Origin of the sequence: Dyadobacter diqingensis, from assembly GCF_024220585.1 — a bacterium.
Taxonomy (GTDB): Bacteria; Bacteroidota; Bacteroidia; order Cytophagales; family Spirosomataceae; genus Dyadobacter; species Dyadobacter diqingensis.
In genome coordinates, this window is the sequence record NZ_JAMXKF010000012.1 from 125,664 (window position 1) to 147,965 (window position 22,302).

Annotated in this window: 21 protein-coding genes; 9 read left to right on the plus strand and 12 right to left on the minus strand. The window is 42.8% G+C overall.

The annotated features are described in order from the left end of the window. Positions 1 to 44: 44 nt before the first annotated feature. Both M1L62_RS26070 and M1L62_RS26075 read left to right on the plus strand, forming a co-directional pair. Entirely contained in the window at positions 45 to 1,097 is a 1,053-nt protein-coding gene (locus M1L62_RS26070) for a sugar phosphate isomerase/epimerase family protein (RefSeq protein WP_254562591.1), read from the plus strand. A gap of 166 nt (positions 1,098 to 1,263) precedes the next feature. Next, the gene (locus tag M1L62_RS26075; RefSeq protein WP_254562592.1) at positions 1,264 to 4,662 is read left to right on the plus strand and encodes a ThuA domain-containing protein; all 3,399 of its coding nucleotides are present in this window, start codon (positions 1,264 to 1,266) and stop codon (positions 4,660 to 4,662) included. 445 nt (positions 4,663 to 5,107) lie between these two features. On the opposite strand, the gene M1L62_RS26080 is transcribed toward M1L62_RS26075, so the two are convergent. The 4 genes from M1L62_RS26080 to M1L62_RS26095 form a co-directional block, all read right to left on the minus strand. Then, a complete protein-coding gene (locus M1L62_RS26080) occupies positions 5,108 to 5,926 on the minus strand; it encodes a TIGR02757 family protein (protein WP_254562593.1) in 819 nt (272 codons plus the stop codon). Further along, positions 5,913 to 6,125 carry a hypothetical protein gene (locus tag M1L62_RS26085; protein WP_254562594.1) on the minus strand — a complete coding sequence of 71 codons (213 nt, stop codon included), beginning with the start codon at positions 6,123 to 6,125 and terminating at the stop codon, positions 5,913 to 5,915. The genes M1L62_RS26080 and M1L62_RS26085 overlap by 14 nt, the downstream gene beginning before the upstream one ends. Positions 6,126 to 6,219: 94 nt before the next feature. Beyond that, a complete protein-coding gene (locus M1L62_RS26090) occupies positions 6,220 to 7,209 on the minus strand; it encodes a LysM peptidoglycan-binding domain-containing protein (protein ID WP_254562595.1) in 990 nt (329 codons plus the stop codon). Beyond that, positions 7,210 to 8,001, minus strand: coding sequence for a DUF4905 domain-containing protein (locus tag M1L62_RS26095; protein ID WP_254562596.1), 792 nt, complete (start codon positions 7,999 to 8,001; stop codon positions 7,210 to 7,212). A gap of 57 nt (positions 8,002 to 8,058) precedes the next feature. Here M1L62_RS26095 and kdsB point away from each other — a divergent pair, with 57 nt between their 5' ends. Together kdsB and porX are read left to right on the plus strand one after the other, a co-directional pair. Continuing rightward, positions 8,059 to 8,799, plus strand: coding sequence for a 3-deoxy-manno-octulosonate cytidylyltransferase (kdsB, locus tag M1L62_RS26100; RefSeq protein WP_254562597.1), 741 nt, complete (start codon positions 8,059 to 8,061; stop codon positions 8,797 to 8,799). Positions 8,800 to 8,958: 159 nt separating this feature from the next. Continuing rightward, positions 8,959 to 10,524, plus strand: a complete 1,566-nt coding sequence (gene porX, locus M1L62_RS26105) for a T9SS response regulator signal transducer PorX (protein WP_254562598.1) — start codon at positions 8,959 to 8,961, stop codon at positions 10,522 to 10,524. 85 nt (positions 10,525 to 10,609) lie between these two features. Here the strand turns inward: porX and M1L62_RS26110 are convergent, their stop codons facing one another. After that, complete coding sequence (locus M1L62_RS26110) at positions 10,610 to 11,287, minus strand: cell division ATP-binding protein FtsE (RefSeq protein WP_254562599.1); 678 nt, start codon at positions 11,285 to 11,287, stop codon at positions 10,610 to 10,612. Positions 11,288 to 11,379: 92 nt separating this feature from the next. Continuing rightward, complete coding sequence (gene fsa, locus M1L62_RS26115) at positions 11,380 to 12,036, minus strand: fructose-6-phosphate aldolase (protein WP_090335119.1); 657 nt, start codon at positions 12,034 to 12,036, stop codon at positions 11,380 to 11,382. 280 nt (positions 12,037 to 12,316) lie between these two features. On the opposite strand from fsa, the gene M1L62_RS26120 reads away from it, so the two are divergent. Together M1L62_RS26120 and M1L62_RS26125 are read left to right on the plus strand one after the other, a co-directional pair. Beyond that, positions 12,317 to 13,018, plus strand: a complete 702-nt coding sequence (locus M1L62_RS26120; RefSeq protein ID WP_254562600.1) for a tetratricopeptide repeat protein — start codon at positions 12,317 to 12,319, stop codon at positions 13,016 to 13,018. 83 nt (positions 13,019 to 13,101) lie between these two features. Next, positions 13,102 to 13,446, plus strand: a complete 345-nt coding sequence (locus tag M1L62_RS26125; RefSeq protein ID WP_254562601.1) for a transmembrane 220 family protein — start codon at positions 13,102 to 13,104, stop codon at positions 13,444 to 13,446. On the opposite strand, the gene M1L62_RS26130 is transcribed toward M1L62_RS26125, so the two are convergent. Beyond that, on the minus strand, positions 13,443 to 14,210 hold the full coding sequence (locus tag M1L62_RS26130) for a biotin--[acetyl-CoA-carboxylase] ligase (RefSeq protein ID WP_254562602.1): 768 nt from the start codon (positions 14,208 to 14,210) through the stop codon (positions 13,443 to 13,445). The genes M1L62_RS26125 and M1L62_RS26130 overlap by 4 nt on opposite strands. 47 nt (positions 14,211 to 14,257) lie before the next feature. Between M1L62_RS26130 and rsfS the strand changes: the two genes are divergently transcribed. The 3 genes from rsfS to M1L62_RS26145 all read left to right on the plus strand — a co-directional run bounded on the left by rsfS (position 14,258) and on the right by M1L62_RS26145 (position 17,823). After that, positions 14,258 to 14,641: a ribosome silencing factor gene (rsfS, locus tag M1L62_RS26135; protein WP_090335123.1), complete on the plus strand. Its 384-nt coding sequence runs from the start codon at positions 14,258 to 14,260 to the stop codon at positions 14,639 to 14,641. A 72-nt stretch (positions 14,642 to 14,713) separates the two neighbouring features. Then, positions 14,714 to 16,768 carry an ATP-dependent zinc metalloprotease FtsH gene (gene ftsH / locus M1L62_RS26140; protein ID WP_254562603.1) on the plus strand — a complete coding sequence of 685 codons (2,055 nt, stop codon included), beginning with the start codon at positions 14,714 to 14,716 and terminating at the stop codon, positions 16,766 to 16,768. Positions 16,769 to 16,881: 113 nt separating this feature from the next. Further along, positions 16,882 to 17,823, plus strand: a complete 942-nt coding sequence (locus M1L62_RS26145) for an aldose 1-epimerase (RefSeq protein ID WP_254562604.1) — start codon at positions 16,882 to 16,884, stop codon at positions 17,821 to 17,823. Here M1L62_RS26145 and M1L62_RS26150 read toward each other — a convergent pair. The 5 genes from M1L62_RS26150 to amaB all read right to left on the minus strand — a co-directional run bounded on the left by M1L62_RS26150 (position 17,820) and on the right by amaB (position 22,213). Next, positions 17,820 to 18,956, minus strand: coding sequence for a nucleotidyltransferase domain-containing protein (locus M1L62_RS26150; protein ID WP_254562605.1), 1,137 nt, complete (start codon positions 18,954 to 18,956; stop codon positions 17,820 to 17,822). The genes M1L62_RS26145 and M1L62_RS26150 overlap by 4 nt on opposite strands. Beyond that, positions 18,946 to 19,875: a phosphoenolpyruvate carboxykinase (ATP) gene (locus tag M1L62_RS26155; protein WP_254562606.1), complete on the minus strand. Its 930-nt coding sequence runs from the start codon at positions 19,873 to 19,875 to the stop codon at positions 18,946 to 18,948. The genes M1L62_RS26150 and M1L62_RS26155 overlap by 11 nt, the downstream gene beginning before the upstream one ends. A gap of 19 nt (positions 19,876 to 19,894) precedes the next feature. Next, on the minus strand, positions 19,895 to 20,335 hold the full coding sequence (locus M1L62_RS26160) for a lasso peptide biosynthesis B2 protein (protein ID WP_254562607.1): 441 nt from the start codon (positions 20,333 to 20,335) through the stop codon (positions 19,895 to 19,897). Between the two features lie 6 nt (positions 20,336 to 20,341). Further along, positions 20,342 to 20,608, minus strand: a complete 267-nt coding sequence (locus M1L62_RS26165) for a PqqD family protein (RefSeq protein ID WP_254562608.1) — start codon at positions 20,606 to 20,608, stop codon at positions 20,342 to 20,344. A gap of 66 nt (positions 20,609 to 20,674) precedes the next feature. Beyond that, a complete protein-coding gene (gene amaB, locus M1L62_RS26170; protein WP_254562609.1) occupies positions 20,675 to 22,213 on the minus strand; it encodes an L-piperidine-6-carboxylate dehydrogenase in 1,539 nt (512 codons plus the stop codon). Positions 22,214 to 22,302: the final 89 nt, after the last annotated feature.

A 22,302-nucleotide genomic window follows, 5' to 3' on the forward strand; every position in this document is an offset into this window, starting at 1 on the left:
ATTCTATCATTCACTCATTCGATCATCCAACATTAAAAAAAACTATGAAAACTATAAAAGGACCTGGCATTTTCTTAGCTCAATTTTTGGGTGATGAGGCTCCATTCAATACCCTTGACGGACTAACAACCTATATGGCTGATCTTGGCTACAAGGGTGTTCAGCTACCAATTTGGGATCCGAGAGTTATTGATATCAAACTTGCCGCTGAATCTCAGACGTACGCTGATGAACTTAAAGGTAAGTTAAAAGATAAAGGTCTGGAAATTACGGAACTTGCATCTCATATTATCGGACAACTTGTGGCGTCACACCCGGTTTACGACGAAATGTATGATGGTTTCGCGGCTCCGGAAGTGCGTAAAAATCCAAAGGCAAGAGCTGAATGGGCTACACAGCAGCTTAAATACACGGCCGTTGCCAGTAAAAACCTTGGGCTGACTGCCAGTGCAACATTCTCTGGTGCTTTGGCCTGGCCGTTCCTTTATCCGTGGCCTCAGCGTCCGGCTGGTCTGGTAGAAACTGCTTTCAAAGAACTGGCGGCACGCTGGAAGCCAATTTTAGATGTTTATGACGAGAACGGTGTGGACGTTTGTTACGAACTTCACCCGGGCGAGGATCTTTTTGACGGTGCTACTTTCGAAATGTTTGTCGATTATCTTGACGGACATTCAAGAGCGAATATCAACTACGATCCAAGTCACTTTGTGTTGCAGCAGCTTGACTACCTGCAATTCATCGACCTTTACCACGACCGCATCAAAGCGTTCCACGTAAAGGATGCTGAGTTTAACCCGACCGGAAAACAAGGTGTTTACAGTGGATTTGCAGGATGGGCTGATCGCGCGGGACGATTCCGTTCACTGGGCGACGGACAGGTTGATTTCCCAAGCATTTTCTCAAAACTTTCTCAGTACGACTACGATAGCTGGGCAGTTCTGGAGTGGGAATGCTGCATAAAATCACCAGAACAAGGTGCTGCCGAAGGTGCTCCTTTTATTGCAAACCACATCATTGATGTAACGACAAAAGCTTTTGACGATTTTGCAGGTACAGGTGCCGACGAGGCGTTTAACCGCAGAATTCTAGGACTTTAATTAAATAATTGTCCACATAACAAGTATAATGAAAACCTATCGTTCTTATGACTGATAGGTTTTTTTATACATTTACTTGTACCCTGCGGGTAATACATGGTAATAGAAGTAAAAAGCTGTTTAAATAAACCCCTGATCTGTTACTGAAACTCAATTAAAAACAATAATGAAGTATCCTTCTTTCAAAAAACCCCTGAAATATCTGGGCGTATTTTGCCTTGCTCTATGCGCTTCTTTTATCTCCATTGCCCAAACCGTAACCCCTGAAAAACGAGTACTTGTATTTTCAAAGACAGCAGGTTTCCGCCATGCGTCTATCCCCGCGGGAAGAACTGCGATCATTAAACTCGGCCAGGAAGTTGGTTTCGGCGTTGACACAACCGAAAACGCCACCGCTTTTACCGAAAAAAATCTGCACAGATATAGTGCCGTTATCTTTTTAAACACAACCGGCAATATCCTTGATGAAAGTCAGCAGGAAGCTTTCGAACATTATATCCAGGCTGGTGGTGGGTATGTGGGTATCCACGCTGCCACAGACACAGAATACGACTGGCAATGGTACAACAAACTGGCGGGAGCCTATTTTGCGAGCCACCCGGGCAATCCTAATGTACAAAACGGAGAAGCTTATGCAGTCAACAAGCAACATCCGTCAATGGAAGGTTTTCCGGATCGCTGGCCAATCAAAGATGAATTTTATGATTTCAAAAACTTCAATCCACAGGTAACTGTTCTTGTCAAGATTGATGAAAAAACATATAAAGATGGCAAAATGGGTGATAACCATCCGATGTCATGGTATCACGAGTATGACGGAGGAAAAGCGTTTTACACCAACTTTGGCCACGAAGACGCAACTTTCGTCAATCCTGTATTTTTGAAACACCTTACCGGTGGTTTGAAATATGTGATGGCTTCGTCACTCGACTATTCAAAAGCACGTCCGGAAGAAAATCGTTTTACGAAAAAAGTGCTGGTAAGCAAACTGGATGAACCTACTGAACTGGTGGTTCTTGACGATCACCGCGTTCTGCTGGCAGAAAGAAAAGGAAAACTTAAACTTTACAATCCCAAAACGGGAAAAGTTAAAGTTGTAGCGGAAGTTCCGGTTTATATCAAACAGGAATATGGGTTGATGGGTTTGAACATTGACCCGAATTTTAAAACGAACAAACTCGTATACCTGTATTATTCTCCCCCATCGAGCGAAGCTGACACGGCCCAGCACTTGTCACGCTTTAAATATGATGACATCAAGGACACGCTTTTATTATCTACGGAAGAAAATCTTTTAAAAGTACCTGTAAAAAGGACGGATTGCTGCCATACCGGTGGTTCTATTGCGTGGGATCCGCAAGGAAATCTATACTTGTCGACCGGTGATGATGTCAATCCTTTCCAGTCCGACGGATATGGGCCGATTGACGGCCGTCCCGGACGTGAAGGTTGGGATGGCCGCCATTCTTCTTCCAATACCAATTCTTTAAGAGGAAAAATCCTGCGTATTAAACCTCGTTACGGCGATCGTCGCGCGAATATGCCTGGCGGAACCAACCTTTACGATATTCCGGAAGGTAACCTGTTCCCGGTCGGTACTGACAAAACCCGTCCTGAAATTTATGTCATGGGAACGCGTAACCCGTACCGTATCTCCGTAGATCAGCACACCGGTTATGTGTACTGGGGTGACGTGGGACCTGACGCTTCCAACGACAACCCGAAACGCGGGCCACGCGGTTATGATGAGGTGAACCAGGCAAGAAAGCCGGGTTATTTCGGTTATCCTTTGTTTATCGGTGACAACAAACCCTATATTTCTTACAACTTTGCCGACAGCACTTCAGGAAAACCTTTCGATCCTGCTGCACCGATCAATGATTCTCCGCACAATACGGGTATTACCCAACTGCCTCCTGCGCAGCCTGCGTTTATCTGGTATCCATATGCCGATTCGCCTGACTTTGGCGCTATCGTAGGTAAAGGAGGACGTAACGCCATGGCCGGACCGGTATATTACTATAACGATTATCAGGAGAGTAAAAGCAAGTTCCCGAATTACTACAACGGCAAATTCTTCGCTTATGACTGGATCCGTGATTACATCAATATTGTAACCATGAACAAGGAAGGCGATCTGGTTAACATCGAGCGTTTCATGCCAAAAGGTAAATTCAGCCACCCGATCGATATGCAGTTTGCAAACGATGGGTCGTTATATACCCTGGAATATGGTCCAAACTGGTTCGCTCAAAATGATGAAGCAAGTCTTTCGCATATCACTTACAATGCAGGGAACCGCGTTCCGCTAGCCGCGGCCAAAGCCACCAATACAACCGGCGCAGTTCCGTTGAAGGTAGCTTTTTCGTCAAAAGGATCGCTTGATTATGATGGTGATGCGATCAAATACGAGTGGTCATTTGGGAAAGGTTTGGGAAAAAGCAATTTGCCAAACCCAACTTTTACCTACACAAAAGCTGGCGAGTACACCGCAATTCTTAAAGTGACGGACAGTGCCGGCAACAGCAATACCTCAGAAGTAACGGTTAAAGCCGGGAACGCCATTCCGCAGGTTGACGTGGCGATCAAAGGAAACAAAACCTTTTATTGGAACGACAAACCGGTTAATTACGAAGTTTCGGTTACTGACAAGGAAGATGGCAGCGTCGTTAAGAAGACTATTCCGGAAGATGAAGTAACACTTACCATTAACTATCTGGAAGGATTCGACAAGACTGTTTTGGCACAAGGGCACCAAGCCAATACCGGTTTTGATACCGGCAAGCGTTTGATCGAATTAAGCGATTGCAAAGCATGTCACTCGGTAGATAAAAAATCAATCGGGCCAGCTTATATCGAAGTAGCCAAACGTTATGAAAATCAACGTAACTCTTTGAAAACGCTGACTGACAAAGTAATCAAAGGTGGCGGTGGTGTTTGGGGCGAACAGGCTATGGCCGCGCACCCGCAGCACAAGCCGGAAGAGGTGGAAGAAATGATTAAGTATATTCTTTCATTGGCTAAAAAACAGGTTGTTGACAAGAAGCCTCTGAAAAGTAGCTATGTAACACAAGCCAAGAAAAAAGAAGGTTCTTACATTTTCACGGCTGCTTATACGGATAAAGGCAATGGTTTGATGGGCCCGCTGACAGGCACAAAAACGGTCGCATTACGCCCTGCAAAAGTTCAGGCCAACACGATGGACGAAGGAAAAGGTTTTGTAAAATTCAAAACACCGGCAGGTCCCGAAGTTGTTTTAGGCTCTGCAAACGGAAGTTTTATCGCCTTTGACGATATCGATCTAACAGGAATTTCAGCACTCGCAGTATCGGTTATCAGCAGTGACAAAACGGCTGGCGGAATCCTGGAAGCACGTCTGGATTCGCCAACGGGATTGAAAATCGGAGAGACAAAAGTCGAATCATCGACAATCGTAAACCTGGCAACCACAGCACCGGCAGATAACAAAAAACACAGGATCGTTTTTGTTTATAAAAATCCGGATGCCAATGGCAAACCGCTTTTCGCGATTGATTCGATTGAATTCAAAGGAAGTACGATGTAAATCGTTATGAAAATGTATAACACAAAAAATCCCCTGTCGTGTTTCGACAAGGGATTTTTTGTGTTATACCGGATGATGTTCATTTAGAAGCTTACCAATTATCGGTCACCCCTACGGGGTTAAGAGAGGGATGTGTGTCTATGTTTGCTATAATACTGCCAACCCTTCGGGTTTATTTTCAAGGAGATCGTTGTTGAGATAGTCCGACTATATGAATTTCTTTCTCGGGGCCAAATCCCGAAGGGATGAAAGTACTATAGCAAAGAAACAGCGACAGGCGAGGGTAACCCTGAAAGGGTGACACAAACAAAATGAAGGATATTATTTTAAATAGCTACATTCAAAATGCAAATCCCGAAGGGATGAAAGTATTATAGCAAAGAAACAGCAACAGGCAATGACAAAACCCTGAAAGGGTGACACAGCACCTGCCACTATCCTCGTTTTAAATCAAAAACTCCTCTTTTGCGAAACCTTCAATACCCAATCCAAATAATGCGAAATCGTACAAAACGGGATCATTTGGATTTAACATACGCAAAGACGCCGTTAACTCCGTTGCGGTTCTCCAATCGGTTACCGGCCTTTGAATTAATCCCAGTTTACGGGCAATACGATCGACATGGACGTCACAAGGGCAAACCAGTTGCGCAGGACTTATCGTGTTCCAGATGCCAAAATCAACACCTTTATTGTCCTTCCTGACCATCCATCTCAAAAACATATTCAACCGCTTACACGACGATTTTCTAACCGGCGTTGCGATATGTTTTTTTGTTCTTGAAGGAAAATTTTCAGAATTGCTGAACAGATCGTAAAAACCAATCAAACCGTTCTCAATCGTCACATCAGACGCAGACATATGGCTGCTGAAAGCATATTCCAACGAATCGTGCTGATGATAGAAATTTTGAAAGAAATGGAGAAAATAAAGCGTGTCCGTCGCATTGAAGGTGCGGTGCTTAAATCCCAGGAATTTTTTAAGATCGCTTTCCTGGTGGTTTTTAACAAAGTCATAAGGGGCATCGTCCATCAGCGCAGACAATTCCAGGCATTTGTTAATGATCGTCTTTCGCTGTCCCCAGGCAAGCACGGCAGCCCAGAAACCCATGATTTCGATGTCTTGTTTTTTCGAAAAGCGGTGCGGAATACTGATCGGATCGTAAGGGATGAAATCCGGCTGATTGTATTGTTCAGCTTTGGCTTCCAGTAAATCGGTAATGGATTGTGATATCGGTATTAACTCAACTTCAATGTTCTGCATGACCTTTTCCTAACACATAAGCCAAAGCTCTCGAAATCCCCGAAAAGAACATTACGATACAAGAAAAAACAAACGTAAAAACGGCTATAAACGGATACATGATTGTAAACAGCACGCTCCACATTTTATAACCGGTTGTCTTTTTCAACGCCGCTCTTTCTTCCTCTCTTTTAGACCTGAACTCGGGTGAATGCTTCATTATGTTATTTTTCAGAATTTAGTTTTGTGATGAGAGACCAAAGATATCTGATTACCAAACCAATCCTGTCTCATTTAAATTTCCTTGACTGCTATTAATTACTTTCCAGGTAGCTGATTACCGCCCTGAAACGCTTGCTGTTAGGAGAAACTTTTTCAAAAGCGCGTGACGATAACTTGATAATGATATCATCATTCACACTGGTTTCCGGAATACGTCCGATAACCCTTACTATGATTTTTTCCTGATTGTACTCGTTCAAAACCTCCACCAAAGCCCCTATCGGCGCCGTACGGTGCAAGGCCAGAAATTTGCTGGTACTTTCATCCGTTTCAATCACCTCCGCCAATCCGGATTCCGATTTACGTTTTCCTGTCACCACCTTAGGAGGCGCAACTTCCTCTACCGGTTTCATTACTTTCTCGGCAACCGCAGCCTTCGCTCTCACAGAATCCTTTACAACATTGGTCACTACCTTTTTCGGCTCTGCAATCACAGGTTTTGCTTTCTCAGCACCTTTTTCGCTTACGATCAGTTCCTGTCCTTCGGTCAGGTTATCGTCTTTAAGGTTATTCCATTTACGGATATCCGCCATCAAAACACCATATTTTACAGCAACCCGGTAGAGCGTTTGTCCCGCTTCAACTTTATGAACCCCATTGGGGGCTACGGCTACTTTCGCATCAGCGGTTGGAGGCGCAGTGGTAGTCGGCGGTGGAGGAAGTGGCTTAGCATCCTTAACGGCCGCTTTTACCTCTTCTTTTTTAGGTTCTTCTTTTTTTAATTCCTCCTTTTTGGGTTCTTTTTTACTCACTCTGGGTGTGTAAGGCACACGCAAAGTCTGTCCCAGCTGAACATTGTCACTAATGCCCGGATTAGCTTCCCGCAGCGACTGGATCGTTGTTCCATACTGTCTCACAACAGCGAACATTGTTTGTCCTTGATTTACTTTATGTAAAACATAAATTTTACCCCCCACTTTTTCAAACCCTATTGAATCTACTGCAACTGTTCCATTCGCACGGGCACTTTCCGCTCCTGTTAAAAAACCTGCCAAAATGGCTAGGTAAACTATGTATTTCATTCAGTAAGAAAATGTTAAACTCGAAAATTCATTATTATTTTTAAGATATACCAATATTCCGTTTTTCAGCAACATTGTCGACTGGCCAACGCCGTCCCTCCCTTCCGAGAGTTGTTCGTGAAATACGATTTCCTTTTTATCTGTAACGATAAGAAGATATTGTGCTATCTTTTCCTGCTCGTAAATATAATAAGAAAACATCATATAGGGCCTTTCATCCAAATAATCAATGCAAATGGGTTTTGAAATACCCAATGTTTCTGATAAAAAGGACGAAAGTTTCTCAAAATAGATATTTCTCTCCTTGTAACGAACAGGTTGTTTTAAAATTATTTCCGGTGAAGGTTGTTTCACATCCTCCGAAGCCGCAGACAAGGTTGCCGTATGCACGTTACAATTGGCATACTGAAACTTCTCCCCTTTCTGGGTTGCCACCTCCACCTCGTCTCCTTCTAACGTGCGCACTAATACGTAGTTAGGCAGTGCCCACAATAATCCGCCGTCGCTGGCCGAAACAGCCAATAAATCCGTCGGCTGAGGCATATCCGGATAACGATAATTATGCAAAAAAATGTGTTGGTGAGAAAATGCTGTCAGGGATGTCCACCAATCTGCTCCTTCTGGCGTAACTTGCCAGCGTAATTCAGGAACAGAAAGGTCAATAATCGCAAATGACACATTCTTTTCCGAACTTTCCCGCAATTCGATAGCCCATTCATTAATATCCGTATCCGGGTGAGGAAGTATACGCCAGATATTTTGTGAAAACGTATGTGAAAAAACTTTTTGCAAATTTTTAGCTTTATTTTGAAACAAAATTTGAAATAATATCATTCAAACTATAAACACGTGCAAATACTAGGCATAATACCAGCGCGCTACGCATCAACCCGTTTTCCTGCCAAAGCATTGGTCGATATCGGTGGAAAATCGATGATACAGCGTGTCTATGAACAATCTTCCAAAGCTACACAACTCAGCCAGGTTATCGTAGCAACCGACGATGAAAGAATTTTTGACCACGTACATAATTTTGGCGGAAAGGCCGTAATGACTTCTTCCGACCATCAGAGCGGCACCGACAGATGTTACGAAGCGCTGAGCAAAACGGAAGGAAAATACGACTATGTCATTAATATCCAGGGTGATGAGCCTTTTATAAGTCCTGAACCGATCAACAACCTTGCCGAGGTACTTGACGGAACCATTGAACTGGCAACACTGGTAAAAATAATCGATAGCGACGAAATTCTTTTCAACGTTAATGTACCAAAAGCCGTATTGAATAAACGGCACGAAGTCTTATATTTCAGCAGGCAAACAATCCCCTATTTACGCGGTATAGAAACCGATAAATGGCTTAAATCCAATACTTTTTACAAACATATCGGAATTTACGCATATCGGGTCGATGTCCTCGCGGAAATTACAAAACTGGAAGTTTCGTCTCTGGAAAAGGCGGAAGCACTTGAACAGCTTCGCTGGCTTGAAAACGGATATTCGATCAAAGCCGTGATCACTTCTGACGATTCGCACGGGGTGGATACACCGGATGATCTTGACCGGGTGACGCGTAAGTTTTTGTCGTAAAGGCGACGGCTTAAGGTAATGAATTTAACAAAAACAGTTACACAGACAAGCGCAGATTTACTCTTAATTTATGTTAAAAGGCTGTTTTTTTAATACCAGATCAGTCTTTGGCACGTTAATTTTCTTTGTTTTAACCATTACTAATTGAAAAACCAGCTTATGCAATATAACATTCTTTGGGCGGATGATGAAATAGATCTGCTTAAACCCCATATCATGTTTTTGACTAACAAAGGGTACAACGTAACGCCTGTAAACAGTGGAGCCGATGCCCTTGACCGAATTGAAAATGAACGATTTGATATAGTTTTCTTAGATGAAATGATGCCGGGTATGACCGGTTTGGAAACCCTCGGGCAAATCAAACAAATGCAGCCAAACCTTCCTGTGGTAATGATTACCAAAAGTGAGGAAGAACATATCATGGAAGATGCCATCGGTTCCAAAATCGATGATTATCTGATCAAACCATTAAACCCGAATCAGATTTTATTGTCTGTCAAGAAAATTCTGGACAACAAAAGACTGGTCACTGAAAAAACGACACTGAGTTATCAGCAGGAATTCAGAAACCTGGCGATGCAGTATCAGGACCGGATCGGCCATGAAGAGTGGGCTGATATTTATAAAAAACTAATTTACTGGGAACTTGAACTTGAAAGCTCCGACGACCAGGGGATGTCCGAGGTGTTCAGTATGCAGAAGAGCGACGCCAATGCAAATTTCTGCAAATTTATCGAACAGGAATATGAAGGCTGGCTGAACGATCCAAAAGCAGACCGACCGATTTTGTCTCATCAATTGATGAAACAAAAGGTATTTCCATATCTGAAACAATCTACCGAACCTGTCTTTTTCCTTTTGATCGATAACTTCCGTTATGATCAGTGGAAAATGATTCAGCCGATTTTACAGGAATATTTCAATATCGAAGAGGAGACGTCTTATTATTCAATTCTTCCGACGACAACGGGTTATGCAAGAAACGCGATTTTCTCTGGTATGATGCCAAGCGAAATGGAACGCAAGCATCCGCAGTGGTGGGTAAGTGACGAAAACACGCCCGACGGTGAAGAAGGTTTGAACAACCATGAATTTGATTTTCTTCAAAAACAGCTGGAAACAAACCATTTCAATATCAAATCGTCTTACAACAAGATTTTAAATACAAATCAGGGAAAATCACTGATTGATAACTTCAACAATTTACTGAACAATCAGCTGAATGTGGTTGTCTACAACTTTGTCGATATGTTGTCTCATGCGCGTACCGATGTTCAGATGATCAAGGAACTTGCGCCTGACGAAGCAGCTTACCGGTCGATCACTAAATCATGGTTCCAGCATTCCCCACTTTTGGATTTTATCAAAAAGGTAGCGGAAAAGAAATGCAGACTGATCTTAACAACTGACCACGGCATGATCCGCGTGCAGAAACCTGTTAAAATTATCGGTTACCGTGAAACAAACACCAACCTGCGTTACAAACACGGCAAAAACCTTGGATTTGACGATAACCACCTGATGGTTTGCCGCAAACCGGAAAGAATATTCCTACCAAAACCGCATGTATCTACTTCGTATGTATTTACAAAAGAGGATTATTTCTTTGCTTATCCAAACAACTACAACCAATACGTGAACCTTTACCGGGATACTTTCCAGCATGGAGGTGTTTCCCTTGAAGAGGTAATCATTCCTTTTATTGATTTAACGGCGAAATAATTTCAGCTCAATTCAATATAAAAGCGGCTTAAAGAAAATCAGATTTCTTTAAGCCGCTTTTTCGTTCGTCAGAAACAAATTTATTTTATCCTTCGGAAACACTGCCGTTTTCGCATTTCAAAACGCGTGCCGGAAATTTTTTAAGAAAGTCGTAGTTATGTGTTGCCATCAGAATGGCTGTACCTGCGTTATTAATGGTTCTGAACACCTGCATGATCTGATCCCCTACTTCCGGGTCAAGATTCCCTGTGGGTTCGTCTGCGATGAGTATTCGTGGTTCATTGAGCATAGCCCGGGCAATCACCACACGCTGCTGCTCTCCACCCGAAAGCTGATGCGGCATTCTTTTTTGCGATGTCCCCAGTCCCACCTGCATTAACACTTCTGCAATACGTTTGGAAATTTTCGCCTGCTGGTCCCATCCGGTTGCACGCAGTACAAAAGAAAGGTTATCCTCAACCGACCGGTCAGAAAGCAACTGGAAATCCTGAAAAACAATCCCAATTCTGCGACGTAAAAACGGAATATCTACTCTTTTGATGTTGTGTAGCTCATAGCCTACCACCTTCGCAGAACCCGTATGCAGCCACAAATCACCATAAAGCGTTTTCATCAGTGAGCTTTTTCCGCTCCCCGTACGACCGATCAGATATACAAACTCACCATTTTTTATCTCAAAATGGACATCATTTAAAACAGGCCGGTCACCCTGATAGATATCTGCCCGTTCCAATCTTACAATAGGCTCTGTTGATTCAGTCATAAATTGAGAAATGAGATAATCAGATTTTGAGAAAAGAGGTTAGACATTTAGTTTTCCTAAACACCTAACCTCTCATATAGTCTAAATTCTTATTAAGCGTTTCCTTTGTTGTAGTCAGCAAGGAATTTTTCAAGACCGATATCCGTAAGCGGGTGTTTCAACAATGCTTCCATCGCGCTCAATGGACCTGTCATAACGTCTGCTCCAACTTCTGCACACTGGATAATGTGCATTGGGTGACGTACAGAAGCTGCAAGAACCTGCGTTTCGAAACCATAGTTACGGTAGATCGTAAGGATCTGCTCGATCAAACCGATACCATCTGTTGAAATATCGTCAAGACGGCCAACAAACGGAGAAACGTAAGTTGCACCAGCTTTTGCTGCTAATAGCGCCTGTCCGGCAGAGAAAATAAGTGTACAGTTGGTACGAACACCTTTCAATGAAAAATATTTCAAAGCTTTAACCCCTTCTTTTGTCATCGGGATCTTCACCACAATTTTATCATCAATCTCGATCAATTCTTCTCCTTCGCGAATCATTCCTTCAAGATCAAGAGAAATTACTTCCGCACTTACATCACCATCCACAATATCACAGATCGCTTTGTAATGTCTCATGATATTATCCTTTCCGGTAATTCCCTCTTTTGCCATAAGTGACGGGTTGGTTGTAACACCATCAAGTACACCTAAAGCCTGAGCTTCTTTAATTTCTTTTAGATTCGCAGTGTCAATAAAAAATTTCATATCAAGAATTAAATAGTTAATTGTTCCACAAAAGTAGAAAACCCTGATTAAAAGCAAAAAAAAGATGTGGAATGGAAGCGAAAGGGCATAAAAAAAGGCAAACCGAGAATCTCACCGCATCGACCACCTACCCTTGCTTCCGTCAGGACCTGGGGGATTCGGAAGGAGCTGGTAGTTCCGATTTGCCGGTGCAAAGATAAAGACATTTATTTGACAAAAAGAAATCATTCGTTTCATCTTTCGTCTTACTTTTGTGCGAAACAACTCTAAACGCGTGATTATGTGCCGAATATTTTTTTTATTTTTTTTACTATTTCTTAATTCCTGTTCCCAATCCAGTGATGCTTTCCTGCAAAAAGGCAAAGATTTAATGCGTGAAGGCAAAACCAAAGAAGCCATCGAATACCTGAACAAAGCCATTGAAAAAAATACTTCAAACGCCGAAGCGCTCAACACCCGCGGCGTTGCTTATTACGAACTGAAGGAATATCCGAGTGCGCTTATGGATTTCAACCAGGCCATAAGAATTCAGCCTAAATCTTACCGCCCTTATTTTAACCGCGCACTTTTATATACCGCCGATAACCATCTTGACTCGGCGCTGACGGATTATAACCGTGCTGCCAATCTTGCACCTGACACCTCGGACGTCTTTTTAAACAGAGGACAACTTTATGTTTTGCTTGATAAGGCCGAACCTGCCATTCTGGATTTCGAAAAAGCGACGCAGCTGAATCAGGACAACAAACAGGCATGGTATAATCTGGGCAACACTTATTATCGTCAGGGTGATTTCAAAAAATCAACATTGGCCTTCCGTCAAACTGTCAAACTGGACTCCCAATATGGTAAGGCGTTTTATGGCCTTGGTTTGGCGCAATGGTATGACGGTGAAAAAGATCTGGGTTGTACAAGTCTGAAACAGGCGCAAAATCTGGGCTATGAAGACGCAACGGCTGCGCTAAGTCAGTTTTGTAAATGATCAAAATTATATGGCTGAAATAGTAATAAAAAGCCCAAATCAGCTTTATATTAGACAACAGAACCCACTAAACAAGAAGAATCATGAAATTTTTCAAGATCATATTTGGGCTGATATTTATGCTTTTCGCTTATTTTCAGTTCAATGACCCCGACGCAACCGTCTGGATCTTTACGTACAGCGCAGCCGCGCTTGCCTGCTACATGAGCATCAATCACCTTTGGCCTTCCTGGGTGTTTTATGCACTGGCCGCCGGTTATCTGGTTGCCGCAGTGTTACAATGGCCACCACATTTTGAAGGCATATTCTTTGGAGAAGCAAAAATGAGAAGCATCAACATCGAAGAAGCCCGTGAATCGCTGGGATTGCTCATTTGCTGCCTGGCTATGGTAGTATTAGGAAAATGGGGTGGTAAACCTGTTGATTAATTATCCCATATCCATTCAATTTCTTTGAGGCCCAGTTCCGTGATATCGGTATGGCCTTCAAATCTGATACATAATTTACCATAATCAGTTATGCCGGTTACCGTTCCCGAAACAATTTCGTTCTGATAACGGAATCTGCATAGCTGATTAAATCCAAATAAGTATTTCAGGTACTCGCGGCGGATTTCTTCCTGGTGACCGGATTTGAGTTTAAAATACCAAACGTCCAGATGATGCACCAGCTTGGAAAATTCCTCGTTCATTGAAAATTCTTTTCCGGTGTGGCTCGCCAGAGAAGTTGCCCTACCCCCGACAAACCGGGTTTGGTTGACATTGACACCAATTCCGGCGATTGAACTGGCCAACCGAGCGCCTTGAATCGAGTTTTCGATGAGTGTTCCGCATATTTTTTTATCTCCGAGATAGATGTCATTTGGCCACTTTATCTTAACTTTATCAGAATAGGTACTCAGATAAGTCGTTACCCCCAACGCAATAGACTGGCTGATAAGAAATTGATCCGGTATCGGCAAGAATACCGGCGTAAGTACAACCGACATGGTGAGATTCATTCGGGGTTCAGTTACCCAGGTTGTCCCTCTTTGTCCACGACCTTTCGTTTGGTCGTCAGTAATGACAACGGCTCCTTCCATACTTGAATCACTACGCACTAATTCAGCCGCTATGTCGTTTGTTGAATGACAAGATGGCAGATAAATAACTTTTTTACCTATAATTAAGGTATCGTATATAGAGTTGTACAATTTTTTTACTTTACTTTAGGGTTTATAGAAATGGGAATCAACTACGCATGAAACAACGCAAAAATAAAGAACTATCATCAAAAGATTTATCCGAGCTAATAGCTAAAGGGATGTCAGAGAAGAAAGGTGAGGATATAACTATTCTTGATCTTCGGAAAGTAAAAAATTCAATAACAGATTTTTTTGTAATTTGCTCGGGTAATTCCGACACTCAAATAGATGCTTTGGCCAATTCGGTGGAAGACGAAGTTTACAAAATATCAAAAACCGACCCATGGCAGAAAGAAGGAAAGGCCAACGGCGAGTGGATATTAATTGACTATGTGGATGTAGTGGCTCACATTTTTAATAAAGAACGTCGCAAACACTATGATTTGGAAGAGCTTTGGGGAGACGCGGTCGTAACGCACTTTGAAGATTCGGTCCTGTAAATGTCGTAGCAGATGAACATTCATCGGGTGCGAAATGTTGTTTATTAAATTTCCTCTTAATTATTATAAAGAATGTCTGAAAACGATAACAAAAGAGGTCCACTTAATCCTAAAAGTCCACAAAAAGGGTATCAGGGATGGATCATAGCTGCTTTGATTGCTACTATCTTGGGGATAACTTACCTGAACAGGACATCAACCATTCGCGACACGACTCAAAAACGTTTCGAGAAAATGGTGGCCGATAAGGAAGTTTCTCGTGTTACGATAGTAAACGACAAGACAGTTGAGGTAACATTGAAGCCGGACGCGCTCAAGCTTGATAAATATAAAGTTCTTACTACCGAAAACGGCGGTAATTATTTCGGAGGTGAACCTGTTTCTCATTATCAGTTTCAGGTAACATCTGCGGAAACGTTTAAAAAAGACCTTGATAAGATTCAGGAAGGTGTACCGGACGATGACAAAATTGAGCTGGTTGTAGATACGCGAAATGACTGGACAAGTTTTCTTGGTACATGGGGCTTCTTCATTATCATGATTCTTGTTATGTACTTCATCCTTGGCAGAATGTCAGGTGGTGTTGGACCTGGTGGTCAGATTTTCAATATCGGCCGTTCAAGAGCTACGCTTTTTGACGCTGAAAACAAGGTTAAGATTACATTTAATGATGTTGCCGGCCTTGACGAAGCGAAAGAAGAAATCAAGGAAATTGTAGAATATCTGCAATTCCCTGATAAATTCAAGAAACTGGGTGCGAAAATCCCTAAGGGTGCCTTATTGGTTGGCCCTCCGGGTACCGGTAAAACTTTATTGGCGAAAGCTGTGGCAGGTGAAGCAGGTGTTCCTTTCTTCTCTCTGTCCGGTTCTGATTTCGTTGAAATGTTTGTCGGTGTAGGTGCGGCACGTGTTCGTGACCTTTTCAAACAAGCAAAGGAAAAAGCACCTTGTATCATCTTTATTGATGAGATTGATGCAGTAGGCCGTTCTCGTGGACGTGGCGCCATGCCAGGTTCTAACGACGAGCGTGAAAACACTTTGAACTCACTTCTTGTTGAAATGGATGGTTTTGCTACCGACTCCGGTATCATTATCGTAGCGGCTACTAACCGTCCTGACGTACTGGATCCTGCTTTGTTGCGCCCGGGACGTTTTGACAGACAAATCTCGATCGACAAGCCAGATGTAATCGGTCGTGAAGCTATTTTCAAAGTACATTTGAAACCGCTGAAATTGTCACTGGATGTTGATATTCAGAAGTTATCTTCACAAACACCAGGTTTTGCAGGTGCAGAAATCGCCAACGTATGTAACGAAGCTGCGCTTATTGCTGCACGTCGTGACAGAGAAGAGGTGACGATGCAGGATTTCCAGGATGCAATGGACAGAGTAATCGGTGGTTTGGAAAAGAAAAACAAACTGATCTCGCCAGAAGAAAAACAAATTGTTGCTTATCATGAAGCTGGTCACGCAGTAGCTGGCTGGTTCCTTGAACACGCAGATCCATTGGTAAAAGTATCGATTGTACCTCGTGGGGTTGCGGCGCTTGGTTATGCACAATATCTGCCAAGAGAGCAGTATTTGTATCGCACAGAGCAGCTGTTTGACGAAATGTGTATGACATTGGGTGGCCGTGCGGCAGAAGATGTTATTTTCGGTAAAATTTCAACCGGTGCATTAAGTGACCTTGAACGTGTGACAAAAGTTGCATACAGCATGGTAACGATGTACGGTATGAACGATCGTATCGGAAACGTTTCTTATTACGATTCAAAACAAAGCGATTATAACTTTACCAAACCTTACTCAGAAGCTACTTCACAGGCTATTGACGAGGAAGTACGCAAGTTAATCGACCAGGCATATCAGTTTGTAAAAAATATGCTTTTTGAAAAACGTGATGCTTTGGAGATATTAGCAAAGGAATTGTTGGAAAAAGAGATCTTGTTCCAAAGCGATTTGGAAAAACTGATCGGCAAACGTCCTTACGAAAAGGAAACCAGCTATCAGGCATATATCAATCGTCGTTCCAACGAGGAAGCTGCTATTCATGAAGAAGTTGTGAAACAAACAGAGAAAGAAAAAGCAGAAATGGTAGCAGATGACAAAGATTCATCCGCTGCATAATTTCCAGAAGTTTTAATAGATCAGATAGTAAAACCGGGCAGCGAAAACTGTCCGGTTTTATTTTTAGATTACATTTGCACCCATATTTTGCATCAATCCTAAAACTTATACCTATGTCTTTTGAAATACTAAAACAGCAATACGGTGAACTGACCGAATACGTCATTCAGGAAACCGCCACATCCAACCGTTGCGTGGTTGTGCCGGAACTTGGAGGAATTACCCGGCAGCTTTCCCTGCGAAAAGGCGTGACGCTTTTTTCATTGCTAAAAACACCGGCGACGCCCAGTGCACTCGTTGAAGACACCCAAAGTGCAAGTGAGCTGCTTTTCCCCTTTGCAAGCCGCATCCCTGATGGTCAATACAAGTTTCTTGGCAAACATTACCAGCTAGCAAAAAATAGCGGAGACAGTGCCATACATGGCCTGGTGCGCAAGCATAAATTCCATTTGGTTGAACAGGTTGTTGCTGCCGACCATGCCTATCTGAAACTTTCTTATGAGCTGCGCGAAGCAGAAGGATATCCTTTTTCTGTTGACTTCACAGTAAAGTACAAGCTGAGTGCCAACGGCGTCTTTACGCTTACTTACAAGGCAAAAAACGTTGGTTCCCAGCCCTGCCCTACGATGTTTGGATGGCATCCTTATTTCCAACTGGGGAATGAATTGGTTGATGCCTGGAAAATAAACATTCCGTCTGATACGATTGTGGTTTTCGATAACCGTATGAGCCCGACTGGAATTGCTCCTTTCGCTATTGAAGGGTCGATGCCTTTGTTCAAAAAGGCACTGGACAATGCTTTTATTGTAAAGAATACAGGAGAGTCAGCGATAACACAACTAATTTCTGAGAATCAGGATGTAACACTGCGGATTGAGCAGGAAACTGGTGAAGGCAAATTTAACTATCTGGTTGTGTACACGCCGCCGGCAAGAGATTGTGTAGCAATAGAACCGCTAACAGCCAATGTCAACGCATTTAACAATGGGGAAGGTTTAACTACGCTTGCGCCGGGAAATACGGTTTCAGGAACGATAAAAATAAATCTGGTTTAGGATTTTCTCTGATACCAGCGTGCTTTGGGAATGATCAGTCTCCATTCCAGAAGATAGGCTAAGTGACTAAACAAAATCGAAAGTTTATCGCTTAGCCTGTCACGATAAATCATATTGAAGTAGAAGATACGCCATGACTTAGTGACCGGTTTTGTCCGGGTATTTTCCCAGTGGCTTATAACCTTATTGTAAAATCCCTCCGTAGGATATTGATTATCAATATTTTCACCAATGAAGTGAAGATAATTTTCTCCGCTAAACATACGCACCAGTCCCAGCGATTCCAATAAAATCTCATAAAATCCTTTTTTCCTGGCTACAGCAATAACGTATTCCCAATTGAGCTGCCCACTGAATTTCCTCAGAAGCCTTACCAGATCGGCCATATATTTCAGCTTATCCCATTGCTCCACACCTCCATGGTGAATAAGCATCATTAAAAGTTGGTTTTCCGGCGAAGGGACCCGTAATGTCGTGCCAGACACAGAAAAATTCATCATTTGACTTGTGAGTTCATTCCAGGTCAATGAATAATGGTATCTTGGATAAGTCGTATTCCACTGTACCTCAATAGAATGTATAACGTCTGTGGTTATGGGCGTGAGAGGAAGCTGATAATCTGTATCAAAATACAACCGGGCTACCTTATTTTCTTCCAGAAGATACTTTCTGTAAATGTCGGGTTCGAAGTTATTTCTGGCGAGCACTTTCAAGCCATTTGTGATCTGCTCTTTTCGCAGAAAAAAATCAATATCACCAAACTCCCTTAACCCCGGATTTTCATACAACATCCAAGCCCATAGCGCGCCTTTCATCAAAAATGCATCGACATTTTCCGAAGCCAGATCATTACTGATTTCAATGGAACGCCTTAAAAACAACATATTAAACACGGCCTGATTCTGGCTGTGTTCTTTCAGTTTATCAAAACAGGATGAAGAAATTTTCCTATTTGGATCCGCCTGCTGCGCATCAAACAATAGAGCGCTGACCTGATGCCATTCTGCAAGTTCATATAGCTGCTCCCAATCTAAAATATTGACATTCGGTGGTAAAATCGCTGCATCAGCATTTCCGCCGAGGCTTGACTTCACCAAAAATGACAACTGCGGAGAAAGCTGATTAAGAGACATACTCGATTGAATCTGTTGACAGCGCAATGCTCTCGTCTACCCATTTCTCTAATTTAGAAAAACCTGCCGGCCTTCTTTTACGCCACATTCCGGAAGATTTTGCACATAGAAAACTTTGTGTAAAATGACTTTCCATTAACTTTTTCTTCAAAAATGCTATCGGCAACGGGAAATTCTTAAGGGTTTCAATAGGGATTTCCGAGGGTTTCAGCGCCTGTAAAGCCGGGCGATTATTTGCTTTATGTAAAAAGAAAATATCACTCAACGGAACTGCCTCCTGACTGAATACTCCTTCCGGTTTGTAGGAAAACTTATTCACCCCTTCACTAACAGGTTCCAGCACCGCCCGGTCGTAGGACAATCCGTTAACGGTGTTATCCCAGATTTTCAGTTGCGGATATCCCGGAATAATATAGGCCTTTCCTTTGTCATCAAATTTGATTGCCGTCAGATCGTCACTCAAAAGCGTACAACCGGCTTTTATAAATGCCGCGGCAGTAGTGGATTTTCCAGCACCCGGATTTCCCATAAAACACCAGGCCTCATTACCGATTTTCACTGCGCTTGCGTGCAACAGGAAATATCCCTTTTGAAATAAAATCATTGCCAGTGCTTCACTGACTACAAAAAGGCTTAACAGATTTTTATCCTCCGTATGCGCTGAAACAATAAGTTTTTCACCCTTGACCGCTTTAAAGTCAGCAACTCCGTCCCAGTGCAGGATCAGATTTTCTTCTTCGTCCTGACCAAATAAGGCTCTAATGCCTCTTCGGTGTATGGGTGCCTTTTTTAACTTTGGAAGTATAACTTCTCCCTTTATTATTGCAAGATCTATTTCGGCAGTTTTTTGCCCCGGCGTGAGTTCGGGTAATTCTATTTCAGAGGAAATGGTTAATCCGTAAGCTTTGTAAAAAGGCATGTGTGTGATTTAATGTAAATTATTCCCAAACCCATAAACGTTGATAAGAGACAGATCCTGACCAGTCTCCAATAATAACTTTCCCCTCTTTTTCAACCCAGGCGTGTGCTTCGAAAGCTTTGTGAGGATTAATTTCAATGCCGATTTCTAAACTTAATGAAGGTACTTTACGAAGAAGATATTTTGTAGCCAATGCCCTGGGGAGGCATAAAAGCGCAAAGGGTAATACATTTGCTGCCATATTAACAGCTTTAACCGTCTCTTCAATCTTAACCGAAGACATCTCCTGCATCGCTTTCGTATCCGTAATCCAGTGAAATAACTTTCGGAAAGTCTGGAAGGGCAAAACTGTCAGGCCTGTTTTAACAAGCAAAAGTGTAACAGCGGCATGCAAAAACCTAAATTTCGCATACCCTGATAAATTCTGCCATTTAAACCAGTAGGTTTTCAGTTTTTCCACCAGTGATTATTGGGTTACTTCTACCAACTTTTCAGAAATAAGATCATTCAAAAGTACTTCAACGTCTTCCAGACATGTTTTTTCATCAATATCGTATTCTCCAAGCACCGTTTCGCAAAGTGCCTCGAGTGTCCGAGGTTCTTCCTCCAATGAATTCCAGACCAACGCGCCTACTTCGTCAAGACCGTAGTAAGCCCCTTTGTTGTGGTTAAGAATAACGATTTCCCCTCCTACTTTTGATGCAATTTGCTGAGATGTCAGTTTGTATTTCATATTGGTATTAAGTCAATAATTTTCGTGTGTATGTGTTTTTATCGAATACAAAGTTAGAAATAATAACTATTCGATTTCAAATTTTATTCCTTGTGCCAATGGCAAAACAGCGCTGTAATTGATCGTTGTTGTTTGTCTGCGCATATAAGCTTTCCACGCGTCGGACCCGGACTCACGTCCGCCGCCCGTTTCCTTCTCGCCGCCAAAGGCTCCACCGATCTCCGCGCCTGAGGTTCCGATGTTGACATTGGCAATACCGCAGTCGGAACCAGCCTGTGACAAAAATTGCTCCGATTCCCGGATATTCAAAGTAAAAATGGCAGAAGATAATCCTTGCGGGACAGAATTCTGAATTTCTATCGCCTCTTCCAGATCACGATATTGAATAACATAAAGAATTGGCGCAAATGTTTCTGTCTGCACAATCGTGGAATCAGCCGTCACCTCTGCAATGCATGGAGCAACATAACATCCTGAATTGTAAACATCTCCTTTCAAAACTTCCGGCTCTACGATAAAACGACCACCCTCCTTCCTGATTTTTTCGATCGCGCTCTTATACTGTTCAACTGCAATTTTGTCAATAAGCGGCCCCACATGATTATTTTCATCCAGCGGATTTCCAATCCTTAGTTGTCCGTAGGCCTTAACCAGCCGCTGTTTAACCGTTTCATAAATATCCGAATGGATAATTAATCTTCTTGTAGAAGTGCATCTTTGTCCGGCAGTACCCACGGCTCCGAACACTATACCCGGGATTGCCACGTTCAGATCAGCACTTGGTGCAAGAATAATGGCATTGTTACCGCCTAGCTCCAACAAACTTTTCCCTAAACGTTTCGCCACGGTTTCACCTACTGCCCGGCCCATTCTGGTGCTTCCTGTTGCAGAAATCAACGCGATACGTTCATCTTCTGCCAAAAGCTGCCCGATTTCCCTATCACCTGTTATGATCGAAGAAATGCCTTCCGGTAGGTTGTTTTCTTTTAAAACATCGTGGATGATATTCTGACAAGCGATGGCCGTAAGCGGTGTTTTCTCCGAAGGCTTCCAAATGCAAACATCACCACATACCCAGGCCAGCATGGCGTTCCAGGACCAAACGGCGACAGGAAAATTAAATGCCGAAATAATTCCGACGATGCCCAGCGGATGCCACTGTTCGTACATACGGTGTTGCGGGCGCTCACTATGCATGCTCAAACCGTACAGTTGCCGTGATAATCCCACTGCGAAATCACAGATATCGATCATTTCCTGCACTTCGCCCAAGCCTTCCTGCAAGCTTTTACCCATTTCATAACTGACCAGCATCCCCAGGGATTGTTTATTCGTCCGTAATCGCTCCCCCATCTGCCGTATAATTTCTCCACGTTTTGGTGCCGGAATCAGCCGCCAAACCTTGAAAGCACTATTGGCGGCCTTCACAACCTTTTCGTAATCCCCTTTATTCGCAGACGATACTATGGCTATCAATTTTCCGTCAACCGGAGAAAAGGATTCAATTACGACACCACCGCCCTCCCAGGCTTGCAGACCGGTCGTTACACCGTCATTAACAGGTTTAATATCAAGTTTGCCGAGAATTTCTTTTATATCGATCATAGTTTTTTTGATTGCCGGATTATATTCATGAATCAAGTGAAGGGAAATTTGATTGTTAAAAAGTCCACGCTGGGTATCCCTGTTTCTAA

Excerpts from the sequence above, each read along its gene's own strand:
- M1L62_RS26070 (WP_254562591.1), top strand. The coding sequence starts at position 45 with ATGAAAACTATAAAAGGACCTGGCATTTTCTTAGCTCAATTTTTGGGT.
- M1L62_RS26075 (WP_254562592.1), top strand. The coding sequence starts at position 1,264 with ATGAAGTATCCTTCTTTCAAAAAACCCCTGAAATATCTGGGCGTATTT.
- M1L62_RS26080 (WP_254562593.1), bottom strand. The coding sequence starts at position 5,926 with ATGCAGAACATTGAAGTTGAGTTAATACCGATATCACAATCCATTACC.
- M1L62_RS26085 (WP_254562594.1), bottom strand. The coding sequence starts at position 6,125 with ATGAAGCATTCACCCGAGTTCAGGTCTAAAAGAGAGGAAGAAAGAGCG.
- M1L62_RS26090 (WP_254562595.1), bottom strand. The coding sequence starts at position 7,209 with ATGAAATACATAGTTTACCTAGCCATTTTGGCAGGTTTTTTAACAGGA.
- porX (WP_254562598.1), top strand. The coding sequence starts at position 8,959 with ATGCAATATAACATTCTTTGGGCGGATGATGAAATAGATCTGCTTAAA.
- M1L62_RS26110 (WP_254562599.1), bottom strand. The coding sequence starts at position 11,287 with ATGACTGAATCAACAGAGCCTATTGTAAGATTGGAACGGGCAGATATC.
- fsa (WP_090335119.1), bottom strand. The coding sequence starts at position 12,036 with ATGAAATTTTTTATTGACACTGCGAATCTAAAAGAAATTAAAGAAGCT.
- M1L62_RS26120 (WP_254562600.1), top strand. The coding sequence starts at position 12,317 with ATGTGCCGAATATTTTTTTTATTTTTTTTACTATTTCTTAATTCCTGT.
- M1L62_RS26125 (WP_254562601.1), top strand. The coding sequence starts at position 13,102 with ATGAAATTTTTCAAGATCATATTTGGGCTGATATTTATGCTTTTCGCT.
- rsfS (WP_090335123.1), top strand. The coding sequence starts at position 14,258 with ATGAAACAACGCAAAAATAAAGAACTATCATCAAAAGATTTATCCGAG.
- ftsH (WP_254562603.1), top strand. The coding sequence starts at position 14,714 with ATGTCTGAAAACGATAACAAAAGAGGTCCACTTAATCCTAAAAGTCCA.
- M1L62_RS26145 (WP_254562604.1), top strand. The coding sequence starts at position 16,882 with ATGTCTTTTGAAATACTAAAACAGCAATACGGTGAACTGACCGAATAC.
- M1L62_RS26150 (WP_254562605.1), bottom strand. The coding sequence starts at position 18,956 with ATGTCTCTTAATCAGCTTTCTCCGCAGTTGTCATTTTTGGTGAAGTCA.
- M1L62_RS26155 (WP_254562606.1), bottom strand. The coding sequence starts at position 19,875 with ATGCCTTTTTACAAAGCTTACGGATTAACCATTTCCTCTGAAATAGAA.
- M1L62_RS26165 (WP_254562608.1), bottom strand. The coding sequence starts at position 20,608 with ATGAAATACAAACTGACATCTCAGCAAATTGCATCAAAAGTAGGAGGG.
- amaB (WP_254562609.1), bottom strand. The coding sequence starts at position 22,213 with ATGATCGATATAAAAGAAATTCTCGGCAAACTTGATATTAAACCTGTT.